General features: G+C 70.8%; 18 protein-coding genes. 10 read left to right on the top strand and 8 right to left on the bottom strand.

Annotated elements, in window-relative coordinates; translation table 11 throughout:
- Positions 1-33: 33 nt before the first annotated feature.
- The 3 genes from ACFYOB_RS34915 (at position 34) to ACFYOB_RS34925 (ending at position 2,224) form a co-directional block, all read left to right on the top strand.
- The gene (locus ACFYOB_RS34915) at positions 34-444 is read left to right on the top strand and encodes an SsgA family sporulation/cell division regulator (RefSeq protein WP_388567233.1); all 411 of its coding nucleotides are present in this window, start codon (positions 34-36) and stop codon (positions 442-444) included.
- Between the two features lie 304 nt (positions 445-748).
- Positions 749-862, top strand: coding sequence for a DUF6480 family protein (locus ACFYOB_RS34920; RefSeq protein ID WP_388567235.1), 114 nt, complete (start codon positions 749-751; stop codon positions 860-862).
- Between the two features lie 267 nt (positions 863-1,129).
- Positions 1,130-2,224, top strand: a complete 1,095-nt coding sequence (locus ACFYOB_RS34925) for a glutamate--cysteine ligase (protein ID WP_388567238.1) — start codon at positions 1,130-1,132, stop codon at positions 2,222-2,224.
- A gap of 302 nt (positions 2,225-2,526) precedes the next feature.
- On the opposite strand, the gene ACFYOB_RS34930 is transcribed toward ACFYOB_RS34925, so the two are convergent.
- Positions 2,527-3,150 (bottom strand): flavodoxin family protein, encoded by a 624-nt coding sequence (locus tag ACFYOB_RS34930; protein WP_388567240.1) that lies wholly within the window; start codon positions 3,148-3,150, stop codon positions 2,527-2,529.
- A gap of 357 nt (positions 3,151-3,507) precedes the next feature.
- Complete coding sequence (locus tag ACFYOB_RS34935) at positions 3,508-3,912, bottom strand: ATP-binding protein (RefSeq protein WP_388567243.1); 405 nt, start codon at positions 3,910-3,912, stop codon at positions 3,508-3,510.
- Between the two features lie 292 nt (positions 3,913-4,204).
- Here ACFYOB_RS34935 and ACFYOB_RS34940 point away from each other — a divergent pair, with 292 nt between their 5' ends.
- Genes ACFYOB_RS34940 through ACFYOB_RS34955 form a run of 4 tightly spaced genes read left to right on the top strand, consistent with a single transcriptional unit; the run spans position 4,205 to position 6,799 of the window.
- A complete protein-coding gene (locus tag ACFYOB_RS34940; protein WP_388567245.1) occupies positions 4,205-4,549 on the top strand; it encodes an STAS domain-containing protein in 345 nt (114 codons plus the stop codon).
- A complete protein-coding gene (locus tag ACFYOB_RS34945; protein WP_388567248.1) occupies positions 4,549-5,232 on the top strand; it encodes a response regulator in 684 nt (227 codons plus the stop codon). Before ACFYOB_RS34940 ends, ACFYOB_RS34945 begins: the two co-directional genes overlap by 1 nt.
- Complete coding sequence (locus ACFYOB_RS34950) at positions 5,229-6,371, top strand: PAS domain S-box protein (protein WP_388567250.1); 1,143 nt, start codon at positions 5,229-5,231, stop codon at positions 6,369-6,371. The genes ACFYOB_RS34945 and ACFYOB_RS34950 overlap by 4 nt, the downstream gene beginning before the upstream one ends.
- Positions 6,368-6,799 carry a response regulator transcription factor gene (locus ACFYOB_RS34955; protein ID WP_388567252.1) on the top strand — a complete coding sequence of 144 codons (432 nt, stop codon included), beginning with the start codon at positions 6,368-6,370 and terminating at the stop codon, positions 6,797-6,799. The genes ACFYOB_RS34950 and ACFYOB_RS34955 overlap by 4 nt, the downstream gene beginning before the upstream one ends.
- Before the next feature lie 325 nt (positions 6,800-7,124).
- Here ACFYOB_RS34955 and ACFYOB_RS34960 read toward each other — a convergent pair whose 3' ends face one another.
- The 4 genes from ACFYOB_RS34960 to ACFYOB_RS34975 form a co-directional block, all read right to left on the bottom strand.
- Positions 7,125-7,955: a dienelactone hydrolase family protein gene (locus tag ACFYOB_RS34960; protein WP_388567255.1), complete on the bottom strand. Its 831-nt coding sequence runs from the start codon at positions 7,953-7,955 to the stop codon at positions 7,125-7,127.
- Between the two features lie 242 nt (positions 7,956-8,197).
- Entirely contained in the window at positions 8,198-8,941 is a 744-nt protein-coding gene (locus tag ACFYOB_RS34965) for a hypothetical protein (RefSeq protein ID WP_388567258.1), read from the bottom strand.
- 629 nt (positions 8,942-9,570) lie between these two features.
- A complete protein-coding gene (locus ACFYOB_RS34970; protein WP_388567260.1) occupies positions 9,571-10,482 on the bottom strand; it encodes an ADP-ribosylglycohydrolase family protein in 912 nt (303 codons plus the stop codon).
- A gap of 328 nt (positions 10,483-10,810) precedes the next feature.
- Positions 10,811-12,205 carry a PE-PGRS family protein gene (locus ACFYOB_RS34975; RefSeq protein WP_388567263.1) on the bottom strand — a complete coding sequence of 465 codons (1,395 nt, stop codon included), beginning with the start codon at positions 12,203-12,205 and terminating at the stop codon, positions 10,811-10,813.
- Positions 12,206-12,407: 202 nt separating this feature from the next.
- On the opposite strand from ACFYOB_RS34975, the gene ppk2 reads away from it, so the two are divergent.
- Positions 12,408-13,373 (top strand): polyphosphate kinase 2, encoded by a 966-nt coding sequence (ppk2, locus tag ACFYOB_RS34980; protein ID WP_388567361.1) that lies wholly within the window; start codon positions 12,408-12,410, stop codon positions 13,371-13,373.
- Between the two features lie 627 nt (positions 13,374-14,000).
- On the opposite strand, the gene ACFYOB_RS34985 is transcribed toward ppk2, so the two are convergent.
- Positions 14,001-14,888, bottom strand: coding sequence for a DUF2268 domain-containing protein (locus ACFYOB_RS34985; protein ID WP_388567265.1), 888 nt, complete (start codon positions 14,886-14,888; stop codon positions 14,001-14,003).
- 436 nt (positions 14,889-15,324) lie between these two features.
- Here ACFYOB_RS34985 and ACFYOB_RS34990 point away from each other — a divergent pair, with 436 nt between their 5' ends.
- A complete protein-coding gene (locus ACFYOB_RS34990; RefSeq protein ID WP_388567268.1) occupies positions 15,325-15,489 on the top strand; it encodes a hypothetical protein in 165 nt (54 codons plus the stop codon).
- Positions 15,490-16,034: 545 nt separating this feature from the next.
- On the opposite strand, the gene ACFYOB_RS34995 is transcribed toward ACFYOB_RS34990, so the two are convergent.
- The gene (locus ACFYOB_RS34995; protein WP_388567271.1) at positions 16,035-16,193 is read right to left on the bottom strand and encodes a hypothetical protein; all 159 of its coding nucleotides are present in this window, start codon (positions 16,191-16,193) and stop codon (positions 16,035-16,037) included.
- A 251-nt stretch (positions 16,194-16,444) separates the two neighbouring features.
- On the opposite strand from ACFYOB_RS34995, the gene gdhA reads away from it, so the two are divergent.
- Positions 16,445-17,800, top strand: coding sequence for an NADP-specific glutamate dehydrogenase (gene gdhA, locus ACFYOB_RS35000; RefSeq protein WP_388567273.1), 1,356 nt, complete (start codon positions 16,445-16,447; stop codon positions 17,798-17,800).
- The last annotated feature ends 145 nt before the right edge of the window (positions 17,801-17,945 follow it).

The following is a 17,945-nucleotide window of genomic DNA, read 5'->3' on the forward strand; positions in this document are numbered from 1 at the left end:
GGCGGCCGTGAAGCCCGCCGAGGAGGCCTGTCGATGTCCTATGTATCCGCTCTGATCCCTGTACGCCTTGATGCGGCGTCGGGTCGTGTTCGTCTTGCAGCCCGCTTCTCGTATGACGCCGGCGACCCGTACGCGGTGCAGGCGGAGTTCTTCGACGGCCTCAGCGTCCTGGCATGTTGGCACTTCGACCGGCAGATGCTGGCCGAGGGACTCCACCGTCCCGTGGGTGAGGGCGACGTCACTTTTGGCCCCCGCAAGGGAGCCGGCGTCGACGAACTCCGGGTCGACCTGCGCAGCCGAAGCGGCGAGCAACAAGGGAAGGCCGTCCTCTTCGTGGAGGCCTGCACGCTCATGGCCTTTCTTGAGCAGACGTACGCGGTCATCGGCGTCGGAGAGGAGTGCCTCGATATCGACAAGCACCTCGACGAGCTCCGGGCCCGATGAAGAGCTACCTCCTGGGCCGAACGAAGACGGCCAAGGTCGCCTTCGGCCTGACCACGCCGGTGCTCGGTCGCGAGGTCGCAAGCTCTACGTACCGGAATCCGCCACCTCGCCCGCCTCAACCGCCACCGTCACCGCCATCGCCATCGCGTGAGGAGTTCGCCCCGCAGGAGGGTGGCCGCGTCGCTGGGCGCGGGGACGGAGGCGACGGCTTCAGAGGCATAGGCCGCGGCCGATACGGGCCCTTCGATTCGGCGCAGCGTGGTGTCGCGGAGTGCCGGACCGTCGAGCCAGAGGACTGAGAGCCATGACCGTCTCCAACCCGGACGCGGACCCGCGCACCACCCCCGGACTCGACGCCGGCGGCGGAGTCCCGCCGGGCGGCGGAAGCGGGGCTGGGGCAAGGATCCACTCAGCGTGATCATTGCCTACGCCATCGTGCTGAATACCTGACGTCCGACGGGCTCGCCCCCGCCACCGCCCCGTCAGGGGGTGACGAGCACGTTGTCCGCGCAGTCCCGCTTCTCTTGGACCATGCCGTAGGCCGGGGGTGTCTCGGCTACTGGCCGGTGGTAGGTGATCTTCATGATGTTGCCCTCCATGGATCCTTGATCACGGGATCGGGCGCTTTCGCGCATCCGGCACGGCTTTGCTGGATGATCAAGCCGGTTCGGGGTAGCCGTCCGGCATGATCACTGTTGGGGTCGAGGAAGAGTACTTGCTGGTCGACCCGGTGACGCTTTACCCCGCGCCGCTCGTGGAGGAAGTGCGGGCCACGGCCGGCCTGGCGCCCATCGCGGATGCAGGGGAGGTCCAGGACGAGCTGCTCCAGGCACAGATCGAAGTCGCCACCCCCGTGTGCGAGGCCCTGGAGGAGGTGGGGGGCCATCTCCTCAGGCTGCGCCACGCGGTCGCCTCTGCGGCTCAGGCGAACGGCTGCCGGATCGCGGCCTCGGGCGCCGCACCGCTGAGGGGCGCCGTCCCCGTACCCGTCACCGGCAGGCCGCGGTACCTGAAGATGCGCGGTGAGGCCCGGCTGCTGGTCGACGAGCAACTGATCTGCGGGATGCACGTCCATGTCGGCATTCCCGACCGGGAGACCGGAGTGGCGGTCCTGAACCGCCTGGGCATCTGGCTTCCGACGCTGCTGGCGATGTCCGCGAATTCGCCCCTGTGGGACGGGCGGGTCACCGGCTTCGCCAGCTGGCGCACGATCATTTTCGGCCGCTGGCCGGTGAGCGGGCCGGTACCGCGATTCGCGGGAATCGCGGACTACGAGGCGCGGGTCGATGCGCTGGTGGCATCGGGGGTGATATCCGACAGGGGACAGTTGTACTGGCAGGCGAGGCTGTCCGAGAGCTATCCCACCGTCGAGGTGCGCTGCTGCGACGTGCAGCTGGACGCGGACGAGGGCGTCATGCTCGCCGCTATCGTCCGTGCCCTCGTCGCCACCGCGATGGCCGAGGAGCAAGCGGGAGCGGCCCCTGTCCAGTGGCAGCCCGAGCTCTTGCAAGCCGCCACGTGGCACGCCGCCCGGCACGGACTGAGCAGCACACTGCTGGACCCAGACGGCCGCCCCCGCAGCAGCGGGGACGTGCTGTACATGCTCCTGCGACACATCGGCCCCGCGCTGGAGGAGTCCGGCGACCACCGCGAAGTGAACTCGCTCGTGCACCGCCTCCTCCGCCGGGGCACGCCGGCCGACCGCCAGCGCCGCGCACTTGACGCCGGCGGCCTCCCGGCCCTCACCGACCTCCTCACCGCCGAGGCGACCGCGCGGTGAGCCCCGGCCCGCGACAGGCGCTGCGGCCGATCACAACGAAGGCTCCGGAGGCACGCCCCCCGGGGTGCAGCGTGGTAGTGGCCCGACTCGACCTCACCCGCCTGCGCCGAGCGCCGGGGGCGTCATCGACCACTCCCTTCGTCGAACCACGCCGGGTACGGCCCGGGTCACAGGGCGGCGGGGAACCGGTCCCAGGCTTGATGCCCGCCCAGTGCCGTCGCGAGTGCGTCCACAGCCTGGGATTCCTGTCGTGACATGCATTTCCCCGGTCTGGGATGCGCTGTGCGGGGGCGAGCCGTGGGTCAGCTCGCAGGGTATGGCGCGGCCTTGAGGCGGCGGGCGAGGTGGGCTGTGTTCGCGGCGAGCGTGGCCGTGGTGCCGGAGGTCTTCTCGGGGGGCTCGTCGAGGTCCTGGTAGTCGGTGCCCTGCATGGCTTCGCCGACCCAGTAGGTGACGGCGTTCGGGGCGAACGAGAAGCCGACGTCGTTCAGGCCTTGGAACAAGTCGGCGCTGACCTTGTGCGCGCCGTCCTCGTTGCCTACGACACAGACCGCGGCGACCTTGCCGTAGGTGAGCATGCGGCCCTCGTCGTCGCTCTCGGAGATCTCCGCGTCCAGACGCTCCAGGACCCGCTGGGCGATGCTGGACGGGTGGCCGAGCCAGATGGGCGTGGACAGGATCAGGATGTCGCAGCTCAGGATCGTGCGCCGGATCTCCGGCCAGGCGTCCCCTTCGCCCATGTCGGTCTGTACACCGGGCTTCACGGCGTGGTCGGCGATCCGGATGGTCTTCCCGGTGACGCCGTGCTCGCCGAGGGCGGCCATGGCCTGCTCGGCCAGTAGCTGCGAGCTTGAGGGAGCGGGGGAGGGGGACAGGGTGCAGACGAGCGCGACGGCGCGGAGCGGAGTGTGATTGTTGGGGACCATGGTGTCCGGCTACCCGAACACCCCTCTTTGATGTCGCAAGCGCCGCGATTCCTCCCCTTCGGCCGACGCGGTGCCTGCTGCGGCTCGCCGAGGCCGACGCCGTGCACGAAAGGCCGTACGACCGCCTCGCGATCCGCAGCCGCGGCCTGGGACCAGGGGCGCAGCGCATTGCGTTCGCCGTTGCCGGGGCCGCGAGGGGCGGGCTCGCGTCCACGCGAAGGGGCCGGCGGGGGACCGCTGTCGTCAGTGGGGTGTGGCTCCTCACTCCCCGGCATGCGGGACGGCCGACCCTCCTGCGGCGGCCGTGCCGGCCCGCCATCGCATTGTGAGATTGCCCGTTCCGCACACGGCGTGGGACTACCAGGCCAGTTCCGCGTGGACCGACTTGCCGTCGTAGCGGGGGACGGTGTGCACCCGTAGGGCGAGGCTCTGGATGATGGGCCACCCGCGTCCGCCGGTACCGTCGGGAGTCCGGAGATGCGGGAGGGTGGGGCTGGTGTCCCGCACGGTGATCCCGATCCCGCCGGGAAGCAGGCCGCACTCCAGGACGAAGGGCCCCGGGGCGTGGCGGACGGCATTGGTCACCAGTTCCGAGACGACCACGAGCACATCGTCGTGAAAGGTGCGGAGGGCGTTGGGGGAGTGGTGTCGGAGGAAAGCGTCAGCGACGGCCCTTGCTTCGGCGATACAGCCGGGCGCTCCGTCGAAGTCCACGCACACCCTCGCACGGGCATCGTGCGGAGTGGCTGGCGGGAGTTCCATTCCCACTCTCTTTCCACTGAGTTGCTCACAGCTCGGGTACCCTCACCGCTGCCTGCGACACCGTGGCGCTGCCGGGCCCCGTTACTCGGCTTCGCCCCCGCACGGCAGGGTACCCACGCCCGTTCGAAAAGCTTTCCGGTTCGGTCCCCCTGTGCTCGTCGGGTTTGCACTGATCGGCCCGAGCGTGTGGTGGTCTGTTCAGGAGAATGGGTTCTCTTCTAGTGCAGATTCACTACTCTTGCCTGGTGCCCATTACCCAGGCTTGGGGTTGCCGCATGAGAGAGGAAGCAACGTGACCGGCCCGTCGTTTCAGGTCACCACCGCCCTCGACGCCAACACAACCGTTCTCCGCCTCGTCGGCGAGCTGGACATGGATATCACCGTGCAGTTGCGGGCCGCCCTCGCCGACTGCTTCGCGCGGCGGTCCGACCGTGTCGTACTGGACCTGCGGGACCTGCGCTTCTGCGACTGCGCGGGCCTCAACGTGCTCCTGGAGGCCAGAGTTACGGCGGATAGGATCGGCACCGACTTGTGCGTAACGGGCGCCCGCGCGCAGGTAGCCCGACTGCTTGCCCTCACAGGCGTCGACGGACTGTTCGCCGACAACGTGCCGCGTCTACCCCCGAGGACCGTCTGATGCCTTCGACACCGCAGGCCACACCGCAGACCGCGCCGCGCAGCGTCGGTGAGCGCATCACCATCCTGCTCGTCGAGGACCACGACATGGTGGCAGAGGCGATCCGGCTCGCCCTGGACCGCACCGACGACCTGGTGGTCGTCGGCCGCAGTCTGTCCGTGGCGGACGCGCTGGCCGACGCCGCCCGGCTGCGCCCCGCCGTAGTGGTGCTGGACCGGCGCCTGCCCGACGGTGACGGCATCGCCGCCATCGCCACGCTCAAGGCCGCCGCCCCCGGGACCCGGGTCCTGGTGCTGGCCGGCGAGGGGACACCGGCGGTGGCCGCCCACGTCGCCGAGGCCGGTGGCTCGGGACTCATCCTCAAGGTCGGCAACCTGGGCGAACTCCAAGACGGCGTACGCCTGGTGGCGGCCGGTGAAATGGCCTTCAGCAAGGGGCTGCTCAGCGGAGCGCTGGACCGGCTGACCGGACGAACAGCCGGCTTGGGGACCACCCTCACCCCGCGCGAGCGCGAGACCCTGGGCCTGCTCGGCGAGGGCCTGGGCCCTGCCGAGATCGGCCAACGGCTCGGCGTCGCCCTCAACACCGCCAGGAACCACGTCCAGCGGGTCCTGGAGAAGCTCGGCGCCCGCTCCCAGCTGGAGGCGGTCGCCGTGGCCCGCCGTGAGGGCCTTCTCCCGTGACCGGGAACAGCCCCGCCGTCGACCGAGGTGGCCTTCTCGAGCCGACCGAGACGGCGTTCACCCTCCTGGTCACGAGCGTCGTGGACTACGGCATCTTCATGCTCGACCCCGAAGGGCGCGTGTCCTCCTGGAACGCCGGCGCACAGCGCATCAAGGGCTACCGTGCCACGGACATCATCGGCAAACACTTCTCGGTGTTCTACCCGCCCGAGGACATCGCGGCCCGCAAACCCCACCTCGAGCTGGAAGCGGCCATCGCCGACGGCCGGCTGGAGGACGAGGGATGGCGCATCCGCAAGGACGGCTCCCGCTTCTGGGCCAACGTCGTGATCACCCCCCTCTTCGGCGAGACCGGCGAACTGCGCGGCTTCGGCAAGGTCACCCGGGACATGACCGAGCGCCGCGCCGCCGAGCAGGCCCTGACCGAACGCCGCCGCCTGTTCACCCACATGGTGCAGGCACAGGAACTGGAACGCCGCCGCATCGCCTGGGACGTGCACGACGACTCCATCCAGGCCATGGTCGCCGTCGGCATGCGGCTACAGCTCCTCGCCGACCGGGTCGGCGAGCCCTACGCGCGTGAACTCTCCCAGCTCGACGCGTCGGTGCGCGAGGCAGTGGGCCGCCTACGCAACCTCACCTTCCGCCTCCAGCCGCCCGGGATCGACCGGCACGGTTTGGTCGAGTCGCTGTCCCAGCACCTCAACGAGGTGGTGGCCGGGAGCTGGGATCTCAAGCCGTCCCTGGAACACAACCTGGCGAAGGAGCCGGCTCCCGAGACCGCCGTCACCATCTTTCGCATCGTGCAGGAAGCGCTGCTGAATGTGCACAAGCACGCCCGAGCGCGCACCGTGCGGGTCAGCGTCAACACCCAGGACCAGGGCCTGCTGGTCCAAGTGGCTGACGACGGCTCCGGGCAACCGGCGGGAGCCCGCAAATTGCACGAGCACTTCGGGCTGATGGAGATGCGGGAGCGGGCCGAGACCGCCGGAGGCTGGTGGACGCTTCGCAGCGAGCCCGGCGCCGGCACCACCGTGGAGTTCTGGGTGCCCGACCTGCCGACCGGCGTGCTGGACGAACCGCTCCCCGGCGCACACCTCAGCTTCGACTCCCGGACCGACACCCAGGAGCCGACGTGACCCGGCCCGCCACACCCAGGCCCCTGCGGGTGCTGGTCTGCGACGACAACGCCGTGCTGCGCGCGGCGCTGGCCGAAGTCATCGAGGCCCAGGACGACCTCACCCTGGCCGGCAGCGCCGCCGACGCCGACCAGGCGGTCCGGCTCGCCACCGCCCGACGGCCCCACGTCGTTGTGCTCGACGTGCGCTTCCCCGGCGGCGGCCCGTATGCCGCCCAGCAGATCATCCGCGCCGTCCCGGGCGTACGCGTCCTGGCGTTCTCAGCCTACGGCGACCAGAGCCCGCGCACCCAGATGGCCGCGGCAGGGGTGGCGGGATACCTCGTCAAGGGCATCACCAACGCCGAGCTGCTGGCCGAGGTTAGGGCCCTGGGAGCCGAGGCTCTCAGATCCACAGCCTTCGCCGCCGAAGGGGGAGGCGACGTATGAGTCCTCCACCACGCGCAGGTGGGACGGAGGACCAGAGCCCTGCGCCTTGACCTCTTCCCGCAGGCCGCCACCCACGCCTTGAGGACGCCCTCAGGACGTCGACAAGGCGTGGAGCCGGGGCCGATGTCCCGGCTCGCCAGCGCTACTCAAAACGGCGCCGCCTGGACGAGCGGCGCCAGAACGCACGGCTGTGGCCGCGGTGGCGGCTTTGGCCGTGCTGGCTACGTAGGTTACAAGCGGGTTCTGGCACACAATCCGGGAACGCTCCCGACTGCTGGCGGCAAGTCAGCAGGATCGGCGGCAGACACCAGGCCCCAGGGCCCGGTCAGGTGGTGGGCAGCGGCCGGTTCCCGTGCGGGTGCAGGCGTTCGGTGAGGAAGGTGAGGATCTCGTCGCGGGCCCGGACGGTGGGGTGGCCGGGCTCGTCGACGAGATGGGCGGTGACGACGCTGTGCGGGGTGCCGACCAGGTCGGCGAAGAACGGCGGCGGGGCCGGGTTGGCGGCGCTGTCCGGGAGGACGCGCCCGTCGAAGGCGTCGCCGAGCAGCGCGCGGTAGGCGGCGAAGCGCTGCCCCGTGCACCAGCGGTCGCCCTCGAAACGGTAGGCGAGGACGGTGAGTCCGTCGCGGTCGAGCCGGTCGCGTACCGCGCGCGCGTCCGCTGCGTCGAGTTCGAGCCCGCCGGGGTCGTCGAGCGGTAGCGAGGGGTGGTTGACCACCGGGGCGATCACCGCCGGCTCCAGGGCCATGGTGAGGGCGAAGTTGCCGGTGAAGCACAAGCCGATCGCGCCCACCCCGGGCCCACCGCACGCGGCGTGGGCCTGGCGCGCCAGGCCGCGCAGCCAGACCGTCACGGGGCTGGTGCCGCCCCCGGCGAAGGCGCGGAACTCCGCGCTGACACAGGCGCGGCGGACGACCTCGCGGGCGCCCTCGACCGTGGGGAAGGCGCCGTCCGTCCCGAACAGGGAGGGCACATGGACGGTGAAACCCGCGTCCCGCACCCAGCGCGCGAGCCGCAGGACGTCGGGACTGATGCCCGGCATCTCGGGCAGCACCACGACCGCGGGCCCGGCCCCGGCCACGTACACCGTCTTCTCCACCCCCTCCACGGTCACGCTCCGGCGGGTGAAGTCGGTGATCGGATCGTCGTCGCTCATGGGGCCAGCCTGGCCCCGGGACCGGCCGCCGGGTGAGGGGCGGGATCGCCAAGGCCCGGGGTGATCTCGCCACACGCGAGCGACGCGAGCGGTGTCCGGTCGGCGACCAGGGGGTACGGGAGCGATGGCACAGGCAGCGCGGCAGGCGAGGAAACGAATTGCAGCTGGTGGGCGTGCCGCTTTTGAGGGAGACGTGGGACGTGGCAGTTCCGGGCGGGCGTGGGGCGCGGCGGCCCGTATGGTCAGGGCGGAGTGATGCGGGACAGCAGTGTGCGGATCGCGGCGGTGCGGGGGTGCGTCGGGTGCAGGTACCGCTCGCAGGCGGCCAGTGCCCGGCCGGCTTCCTCCTGGGCCTCGTCACTGCGGCCGAGGGCGTGCAGGGCGGTGGCCCTGTGGACCTCCAAGTGCCCGGCGGCGTGCGGCGGCGGCTCGGGCAGGGCCTCCAGCGACTCCGCCAGTGCTTCCTCGTAGCGCCCCAGGCCTGACAGGCTGCGGATCAGCAGGGTTCGGAGGGGGCGCACGACGTCCTCGTCGGCCCGTGGCAGGTTTGCGCGGGCGATCGCCTCCGACTCCTCGTAGCGGCCCTGCGCGCACAGGGCGTGCCCGAGGCAGATCAGGGCGGACAGTTCGAGCTTCTTGTCCTCGGCGCGGTTCGCCCGCCGCGCCAGGGCGCGTAGGACGTCCCGGGCTTCCGCCTCCGCCTCGGCGGGTCGTTCTTCGTCGATCAGCACCCTCGCGCGGTTCAAGCGGGCGGGCAGCAGCAGGTTGTGGTGGATGTGGTAAGTCCGCTCGGCCTCTGCGATCAGTGCCTCGAACTCGGCCAGCAGCGACGGCTCTTGTCGTCCGTGGGCGCGCGCCGCGAGGGCGGCGACGTAGGCGGCGTACCAGACGGTGCCCGGCCGGCGGTCCCGTCCCCTCCGGCTCCGCCGGGCCGTGACGAGGGCTCGTGCCCGCGCCTCGGCGTCCTCGAACCGGCCCTCGCCCATCAGCGCGTAGGCCTCGTCGAGAACAGCGAGGTGCCACGGGGCCGGGGCCCCGCCCGTCCATGCGACCCCAGGAGGTCGCCTGCCCCATACGTCGGAGGTACGTCATAGCAGGTGAGGGTACGTGCCCGCCGGGGATGCCCGGTAGGCGGGCCCTGCCTGCTCGCCTCCGGCTCCAGCGGGACCCCGGTGTGGTCGCAGGACCTGCCAGGCAGCAGTGCACGAGCGAGAGTCCTTCGGCCGACGCCATCTTGGCGTTGCTCATCGCCCGCCGCCTCGCCGCAGGCGGGACGCCTGCACGGCGCCGGGCGCTGGGTCGCCCCGCGGGGCAGGATTCGGCGAGCCCGAGGAGCGCTTGGCGCGCGTTTTTGTCGAGGCCAGGTCCCAGCGCAGCTTCTTGCCCACAAGGCTCTATCGCTGGTCCCGGCGTTGCCGCGGCCACAGCCATGATGCTTGGATAAGTGGTCGGAGTCGTAGTAAGCCACAGCCCGTGGCGCCGGGCAGAGGTAATGCCGGTCCTTCAGCTCCGACGGCCCCGGAGTGAGCCGGCGACGACCCACCCGTACCGATCCGCGATGAACGACCCACTGACCTGCGCAGGTGGTCGGCTGATCGGCGCCCTGTATGGGTTCTTACTCCGACACGACCAGGGGCAGCGGTTCACGGGCTGCGTGCCAGGCATGAGGGAGAGCGTCGACGCCTGTGCGAGCGGCGATCACCCCGCCCGCGATAGCGCACGTGGTGTCGATATCGCCGCGCCCGGCGACGGTGAACCACAAGCCCTCGTGCAGGTCGTCGAGGTGCCCCGCCGCGCACCACAGGGCGTAGGGAACGGTGTCGGGCCCGGACATCCGGTAGCCGGAGCCCAGGACCTCCGCGGCGTGCCGGACCGAGGTGTGCTCCGGCAGCCGGGCCGCGATCCGCACCCCGGACCGGACGTCGCCGACGGGGAGCCGGTCGGCGATGGCCTGGAGGAAGTCCGGCCGCGCCGGGGCGGCCTCGCCGCGGCTGCGGGTGGCCAGCGCCGCGGCCACGGCGACCGCCACCGCGGCGGTGACGGCCTCCGGGTGGTGGTGTGAGACCGCGCTCTGCCCGGCGGCCTGCTCGGCGACGGCATCGAGGTCGGCGGCGTGCCAGGCGCCGAGCGGGGCGACGCGCATGGCCGCGCCGTTGCCCCAGGAGCCCTGGCCGCCGAACTGTCCAGCCACCACCTCCCGCCAGGGCTCGCCCGCGCCGATCCGGCGGAGCACGTCGTGCATCGAGGCTCCGTAGCCGCGGTGCGTGTCGTCGGCGTAGGCCTCGGCGAGGCGCAGGGCGAGGCGGTCCTGGTCGACGGTGCCGCCGCCCTCGGCGAGTTCCCGGACGAGAACGAGCGCCTGCGCGGTGTCGTCGCTCCACTGCCAGAGCGGCTCCGGAGGCAGGATCCGTGCCTCCAAGGCTGCCGGGCCTTCGCGGCGCAGGATGCCGAACCAGCGGTCACCGGAGGCATCACCGAAGGCGAGCCCCGACAACGAGTCCAGCACGGCGGTAGGCAGGTTGATCATCGGAGCAGTATCACAAGGCGTCGGCGTCCCCGTCACTCCGATTTGGGCGCGGCCACGCTTCTGACGACGCCGATGCCTGCTGCGTGCGCATGTGCCAATACGACCTCCTCACGGGGTCTGTCCGACGAGGACCGTTGGTCGGCCCAGGGTCAGCGCCCTGAGGCCTCTGCCGGCCGTCGCGGAATTACTCGAACTGAGGCGGGACCGCTTGCCGGCCAGACCGATTCAGCGACTGGGCGTAGCTGCGTTCGACCGCTCGGCCTCCCTTTCGAGGAGCTCGACCATGCGGTGCAGGACCGGGAGGGGCAGGGCAGGGTTGCACGAAGCGTCACGGGCGGTCACCGGGTCGGTCAGGAGGCGCAGCAGCACGTCGGGCGGGACTGCCGGGTTCCGGGCCGCCCGGGCCCGGACGCTCTCGTCCATGTCGTCGAGGAGCCGTACTGCTGTGGCGGGCGCGAGCCGCAGGTCCTCTGCCACGTCCCCCCCGCACCTCTTCCGAATCGTCCCGGCTGAACGTCTCGACCAGATCGGGCGTCGACTCCGGGTCGGAAAGGGCGAGCCGCCGCAGCCGCGGGTTCGGATCGGTGGCAAACCGCAGCAGGCCCGAGCGCGGGAAGTTGGGGTGGTTGCGGGGCCGGCCAGGGAAGCTGAGGCTGCCGTCCCACCAGTGCCACAACTCCAGGAGCATGTCGGCGGGCGCGTCGTCGCAGGACTCGGCGAGGAACAGCCGCACGGTCGGGTCCTCATCCCGGGCCAGCCGCTCGATCACGTCGGTCGGGAGGCGGGGCGCTCGGGCGACGCTGCTGCGGACGAACGGGTGGCTGGAGGCGGCGAGCCGACGCATGGCCTCGGGGTCGTGGTGGAGGTCGGCGACCCACGGCAAGACGTAGCCGCGCCTGGCGCCGGGCTCGATGTCGACCCGGACACCGGCGCGCTCCTCTTCCGTCAGATCGGCGCGCACGGCGACCGTCTCACGCACCTCTTTGTCCTCGTCCACGAGGAGAAGGGCGAGGGCGTGCGGATGGAGCAACGGATTCTCGGCGAGCGTGCGTCGTACCTCCACGTCTTGGCCGCTGGCGAGGCGGGCGGCCCAGGTCGCTTCGAGCCGACAGCTCTTCAGGGCCCGGGTCCGGGCGTTCTCGGCGAGGGTGTCGAGGACGGCGGGGCCCAGGGGCACGTCCTGGTAGTGCCGCAGGATCGCGGCGGTTCGGACGTGTCCGTCGGAGTCGGCGAGCAGCCCGTCGCGTACGGCTGGTGCGAGATGCGCCCACGCAGGTGTGCAGGCGGCGGACCGAACGCGGGGAACGGGATCGGCGGCGAGGGCGCTGAGCAGCGACGCCTGCATCCCGGGCAGCCCCGCGGCCGCGGCCCGGACGAAGGGAGAGGTGTCGGCGGCAAGGGCTTGGTGGCAGTCAGGGGTGAGTCGGGTACCGGCCCAAGCCGCGTCCTCGACGAACAGTTGTCGCCGGGCCGAGCCGGGCTCGTTCAGGAGCAGCCGACTCCACTGCTCGGGGGTGAGTGCGGGCCGGCCCTCGACGAGCATGCCGCGTACATTGCGGTCCGGATGGTCGACGGCCGCGTCGAGGACGGCCGGGGACAGGTCCTTCCGGAAGAGGAAACCGGGCTCGACGTCGAGCAGGCGGACGAGGAGATCGTCCGGTACGGCCCGGTTGAATCCCATGTTCCACCAGTGCCGTGCCAGTCCCGTCAGCGCGTCCGTCATGCCCGCCATCCTGCCGGACGGCTCCCACTCAGTCGTACGAGATTTCGATCCCCGCAGGCGCCACCTGGGACGCGAGTAGACACCCCACGACTGCCTGGTCAGGTTGCCCCCGGTCCTGGGGTTCGAGCGAGGGTAGTGGTTCAGGAGGCGGGGGTATACGCAGGGCGTGAGCGAACAGCGGCACCAGCCGGACCCGGCAGAAATGCTGCTGGCCGACTTGAGTGTGGATGCGAGCCGGCCGGAGCAGCCGGTGCTGCTGGACGCGGTCGGGGAGCCGATCCAGACCTGGCGGGAAAACTACCCCTACGACCGCAAGGTCCGGCGAGCCGAGTACGAGCGGGTCAAGCGGATCCTTCAGATCGAGCTGCTGAAGCTGCAGCGCTGGGTCAAGAACACCGGAGCGCGCGTGGTGGTGATCTGCGAAGGCCGGGACGCGGCGGGCAAGGGCGGCACCATCCAGCGTTTCACCGAGCGCCTCAACCCCCGCGGAGCCCGCATCGTGGCACTGGACAGACCGGACCAGCGCGAAGCGGGCCAGTGGTACTTCCAGCGCTACATCGCCCACCTCCCCGACCGCGGTGAGATCGTCTTCTTCGACCGCTCCTGGTACAACCGGGCCGGCGTGGAGAAGGTCATGGGCTTTTGCACCGAAGAGCAATACCACCGCTTTCTGCACCAGTGCCCCACCTTCGAAGCCATGCTCGTCGAGGACGGCATCCTGCTGATCAAGTTCTGGTTCTCGGTCTCCCGCTCCGAACAGCGCACCCGCTTCGCGATCCGCCAGGTCGACCCTGTGCGGCAGTGGAAGCTCTCACCCACCGACCTGGCCTCACTCGACCTGTGGGACGCCTACACCACCGCCAAGATCGAAATGTTCCGGGCGACCGACACCGCCCATGCGCCTTGGACCGTCGTCAAGAGCAACGACAAGCGCCGCGCCCGCCTGGAGGCGATGCGCAGTCTGCTGTGGCGGATCGACTACACCAGCAAGGACGACGCGGCGGCCCACCGTCCCGACCCCTTGATCGTCGGAGCGGCGGACACACTCCTCGAAGCGGGCGAGGACCCGGCCGATCTCTCTCCCACGCCGCTGTCCGGGCTTCCCACAGGCCCCGGCCACCACCCCCCGAGCCCGGAGGGCCCGGCACGGGACAAGCCGTCGGCCTAAGCCGAGGCTGCCCCCGTCGCCTCGATGCTCATCCCACTTGCCGCGGTATGCGCTCTCGCCGTACTCCCTCATGACTTCGTCGGCCGGGCGGCCGGTCGGCTCGGGTCTGGTCCCGGCAGCGGATGCCGGCCCGGGGGAGTGGTCGTGGGCGGTGGCGGAGGCCGGCGACCCGGAGGCGGTCCGGGCGGCCTTGAGTGGGCCCGGTGGGTGCCGGGGTGGCAGCGGACCGGCTGACGGAGGGGTTGGGTGCCGTTGCCGCGGTGCCGGCCGCGGGTGGCGGCGGCTGCGGTCGGTCACCTCGGTCGCGCCGGTCTGCTGGTCCGCCTCGGCGGGGACGTTGAGTTTCCAGGCGTCCGCCCGGGCCAGGTGGCGGTCCGCGCCCGCCGCCGGGACGATTCATGCATTGAGCCGGTTGGTCAGCGGTTTGCCCGCTACGCTCAAGATCACGCCGTGCCGACAGGAGTGTGCGGACGAGGGCAGGTGCCCCAGGCGCTCTGGACATCACCTGACCGGACGAGGTGCCCCTGCCGGCCGGCAGGGGCACCTCGGCGTAGTTCCACGACCTTGTTGTGGGCCCCGGCCGGGAAGCGCGCGTACCGCCCGGACATCGCGTCTCCGTGCTGTGGGTCACGCGCTGGTCGGTACGCCCGCGTTCTTGAGGATGTCGCGGGCCGGCAGCGCGGTGCTCTGTGCCGCGGTCAGTCCGGAGGCCGTGAGGTGGGCATCCACGATGCGCAGGCCAGCTGCGTACCCGGCGGCGTCCGGCAGCCCGACGGGTTCGCAGCCCATGCGCATGGCGATGGCGTCGCCGTACACGTACGGGGGCAGGTTTGCCATCCCGGCCACGTCGATCGCCTCCGTGACCTTGGCCTGTGCATGGTCCAGTTCCTGGCCGGACAACGCCGTCGACCAAGGCCCCATCGCGCCTTCACCGGCCAGCTCGCGTACGAACGCCTCGGCCAGTCCCTCGGCCACTACCTGCTCGCCGACCGTGACCGTGGCCGGATCCCAGACCACGTTGGCATAGCGCACGTTGTGATGGAGCTCGTGCGCAGCGGCGTATCCGATCTTCGCGAGGCTGGTCTCGGTGGGCCACATCGTCAGCTGGATCGCCCCCGGAATGCCACCCATACCGAAGTAGCCGCCGTTACGGACCGTCAGCAGCTCGTCGTCCGGGTTGCCCAGCGCGAGGACGACGTGCACGGTCTCGGCAGTCCTGATCCCGGGCACCGCTGCGCTCAACCGTGTCCACGCCGCGGCGAGGCAGTCCTCGATCTGATTCCACACCTGCGCGTCCTGCATCTGCCGCAGGGCTGCCAGGTAGCGCGCATCCTCCACATCGATCCGGAAGCCGCTGCCCGCTTGGTGCATCTGGACCATGTCCAGATCACCGATCACGGACATGGCGTTTTGCAGGGGACTGAGCATCTCGCGTAGGGCGTCGGTCCGTTCCTCCATTGGACGCCGCAGGAGATCGAGCATGGTGGAGGCCGTGTCATGAACAATGATCTTCATGGCGTGGACGGTAGGGCCTCCCCCTACGTGAGGATCAAGCTGCGCGGGATGGCAGTCACCGTCCGCTCCAGCACCCCGAACGCCGGGCGTAGTTGCGGGCGGGCGGCAGGAAGCGAACATACTGCTGGGCGGCATCTCTCCGGAGGGAGAGATACCGCCTGCGATCAACACCCCGCGGGGCGTCCGTTTCGAAGAGCGCCACACCGTCACCGTCGCGCGTCTCCCCAGCCGAGGGAGCCAGACCCCGCCCGTCCGACCTAGGCAGACCGGGAGGGCATTTCGAGCTGGCGAACGTGACGAAGCAGGCCGGCGAAGAGTTACCACCTACGGAAGAAGAGCCGTGCCCCGCAAGACGGCGGCTGCTCTGCGTTTGGACGCCCTCTGTCGGGCCCATCTCCGGGACTATCGGCGCCGACCATCTGAATTCTCACCGCACATGCGCCGCAAGACCGCCCGCTTCGAGGCCGAGCGCGGCCTGCCTGGCCGGCAGCTCGAGGACGCCATCCATCGCTGGCGAGCCTTCGCACGCCGTCCCGGTCGGCCGCTTTATCTGCCCAGACCTCACCTGCCCGGTTATGACATCTGGATGACCGCCTCCTGATCGAACGAGCCATAGGTGCTCTCGACCGACGAGCAGCCCGGGAGGTCGCGTCGATCATCAAGGACGCGGACAACGCCTTCCTGGCACGCACCTTGCCCAACCCCCGAGCGCCGAGGACTTGGCCCTGGTGGCGCCGCAGATGCCAGGAGCTGGGTGAGATCATGCTCGTCCCTTCACAGAAATTGTGATCGGCTGGCCAGCTCCCAGTAGTGCTTTGTTACCTGGTGTCGTCGGTCTGCCAAGGGGCGGGTTGCTGGCAGGTGGGGCAGGTGCCGGTCCAGGTGGCGATGAGGTGTTGGAGGAGGCCCAGGGCCTGGTAGAGGGTCAGGGCCTGGCATGGGCTTTTGGGCAGGTCCGCTGTCGGGAGACCCCACCCGCCGGTACGCCCTGCAAACGGCAGTCATCGGTCCCAGCCTCCTGGGTGACCCGAAGCCTGTCATCGGAGCTGAACCTGGCCGGGCTCAGCTCCCGTGACCGCAGAGACGTCGCCCTCCACCCCGACACGCTCGGGATGAAGCAGACCGCTTCCGTCCCGAGCCACCTGATCACGTCAGCGTGCCGGCCCCGCGGGCGGCACGTGGAAGCCGGCCCACTACCGCTACCGCACCGGCCGGAGAGCGGTTGTTCGGCCGGTTCTCCCGGATGGCCTCGCCGTTTCGGGTGATGGTGCCGGACGCCTTGAAAAGCATGAGGGTCTCGGTCATCGCCTCCAGAGCGACCATCGCACAGCGGGCGAAACAGCAGCGTGCGGGACTTTTTTGTCCGCGGGGCAGAAGCCTTCCCCAGAGCAGCGCCGTGCGCGGTAGCCTCCGCAAAACGGGCCGCGCTCCGGAAGAACTTTCCGCAAGCGCGTGTTCGGAGCGTGCTGCACTCGAAAACGACCAGTACGCGCGGATCCGCGGACACCAAGGACCTGCCTTTGTCTGCTCACCGCGCACTGCCTGGAGGGAAACACGTGAAGGACTCGAAGGACGGGCTGGAAGCACTGCGGGCCGAGATCGAGCGCCGCAATCCCGCGCAGCCCGAGTTCCACCAGGCGGTACGGGAGGTCCTCGAGACCCTGGCCCCCGTCTTCACCGCCCGGCCCGAGTACGCCGACCCGGCCGTGGCCCTGGTGGAGCGGCTCACCGAGCCCGAGCGGCAGATCCTCTTCCGCGTTCCGTGGCAGGACGACCGGGGTCGGGTCCATGTCAACCGCGGCTACCGCGTCGAGTTCAACAGTGCGCTCGGCCCGTACAAGGGTGGTCTGCGCTTCCACCCGTCGGTGGACATCGGCGTGGTGAAGTTCCTGGGCTTCGAGCAGATTTTCAAGAACGCCCTGACCGGCCTCGGGATCGGCGGCGGCAAGGGCGGCAGCGACTTCGATCCGCACGGCCGGTCGGACGCCGAGGTCATGCGGTTCTGCCAGTCCTTCATGACCGAGCTGCACCGGCACATCGGCGAGCACACCGACGTGCCCGCCGGGGACATCGGTGTCGGCGGCCGCGAGATCGGCTACCTCTTCGGCCAGTACCGGCGCATCACCAACCGCTGGGAGGCCGGCGTCCTGACCGGCAAGGGGCGGGGCTGGGGCGGCTCCGCGATCCGGCCGCAGGCGACCGGCTACGGCAGTGTGCTGTTCGCCGCCGAGATGCTGGCGGTCCGGGGCGAGTCGCTGGACGGGCTGACAGCGGTGGTCTCAGGCTCCGGCAACGTCGCGCTGTACACGATCGAGAAGCTCCAGCAGCTCGGTGCGAACCCGCTGACCTGCTCGGACTCCCAGGGCTACGTCGTGGACGACAAGGGCATCGACCTCGCCCTGCTCAAGCAGGTCAAGGAGGTCGAGCGCGGGCGCGTGAGCGAGTACGCGGAACGGCGCGGATCCTCGGCGCGGTTCGTGCCCGGTGGGCGGGTCTGGGAGGTGCCGGCGGACATCGCCTTCCCTTCCGCCACGCAGAACGAATTGGACGCGCAGGACGCCCGTACGCTCGTCGCGGGCGGGGTCAAGGCGGTCTCCGAGGGCGCGAACATGCCGACCACCCCCGAGGCCGTACGGATCCTGCAGGAGGCCGGGGTCGCGTTCGGGCCCGGCAAGGCCGCCAACGCGGGCGGGGTAGCGGTCAGCGCCCTCGAGATGAGCCAGAACGCCGGCCGGGTGGCCTGGAGCGCGCAGCGGGTGGAGGACGAGCTCGCCGCCATCATGCGCTCGATCCACGCCGTGGCGTACGAGACCGCTGAGCGGTACGGCGCCCCGGGGGATTACGTCGTCGGCGCGAACATCGCCGGCTTCGAGCGGGTGGCGGACGCGATGCTGGCGCAGGGCGTCATCTGATCCGACGATCACGCCGCGCTCGTGAAAGTTCGAGATGACGGAGAGGGGCGGGGCCCCCGCCCCCCCCCCCGCGGGGGGGGGGGGCCCCCCGGCGGCGGGGGGCGCGCCCCGCCCCCGGGGGGGGGGGGGGGGGGCCGCCCCCCCC

This window comes from Streptomyces sp. NPDC006463 (genome assembly GCF_042870715.1).
In the GTDB taxonomy this organism is placed as follows: domain Bacteria; phylum Actinomycetota; class Actinomycetes; order Streptomycetales; family Streptomycetaceae; genus Streptomyces.

Bases quoted from the DNA above. Each gene is read 5' to 3' on its own strand.
- ACFYOB_RS34915 (WP_388567233.1), top strand. From the start codon at position 34: ATGTCCTATGTATCCGCTCTGATCCCTGTACGCCTTGATGCGGCGTCG.
- ACFYOB_RS34920 (WP_388567235.1), top strand. From the start codon at position 749: ATGACCGTCTCCAACCCGGACGCGGACCCGCGCACCACCCCCGGACTC.
- ACFYOB_RS34925 (WP_388567238.1), top strand. From the start codon at position 1,130: ATGATCACTGTTGGGGTCGAGGAAGAGTACTTGCTGGTCGACCCGGTG.
- ACFYOB_RS34930 (WP_388567240.1), bottom strand. From the start codon at position 3,150: ATGGTCCCCAACAATCACACTCCGCTCCGCGCCGTCGCGCTCGTCTGC.
- ACFYOB_RS34935 (WP_388567243.1), bottom strand. From the start codon at position 3,912: ATGGAACTCCCGCCAGCCACTCCGCACGATGCCCGTGCGAGGGTGTGC.
- ACFYOB_RS34945 (WP_388567248.1), top strand. From the start codon at position 4,549: ATGCCTTCGACACCGCAGGCCACACCGCAGACCGCGCCGCGCAGCGTC.
- ACFYOB_RS34960 (WP_388567255.1), bottom strand. From the start codon at position 7,955: ATGAGCGACGACGATCCGATCACCGACTTCACCCGCCGGAGCGTGACC.
- ACFYOB_RS34965 (WP_388567258.1), bottom strand. From the start codon at position 8,941: ATGGGCGAGGGCCGGTTCGAGGACGCCGAGGCGCGGGCACGAGCCCTC.
- ACFYOB_RS34970 (WP_388567260.1), bottom strand. From the start codon at position 10,482: ATGATCAACCTGCCTACCGCCGTGCTGGACTCGTTGTCGGGGCTCGCC.
- ACFYOB_RS34975 (WP_388567263.1), bottom strand. From the start codon at position 12,205: ATGACGGACGCGCTGACGGGACTGGCACGGCACTGGTGGAACATGGGA.
- ppk2 (WP_388567361.1), top strand. From the start codon at position 12,408: ATGCTGCTGGCCGACTTGAGTGTGGATGCGAGCCGGCCGGAGCAGCCG.
- ACFYOB_RS34985 (WP_388567265.1), bottom strand. From the start codon at position 14,888: ATGAAGATCATTGTTCATGACACGGCCTCCACCATGCTCGATCTCCTG.
- ACFYOB_RS34990 (WP_388567268.1), top strand. From the start codon at position 15,325: ATGCGCCGCAAGACCGCCCGCTTCGAGGCCGAGCGCGGCCTGCCTGGC.
- ACFYOB_RS34995 (WP_388567271.1), bottom strand. From the start codon at position 16,193: ATGACCGAGACCCTCATGCTTTTCAAGGCGTCCGGCACCATCACCCGA.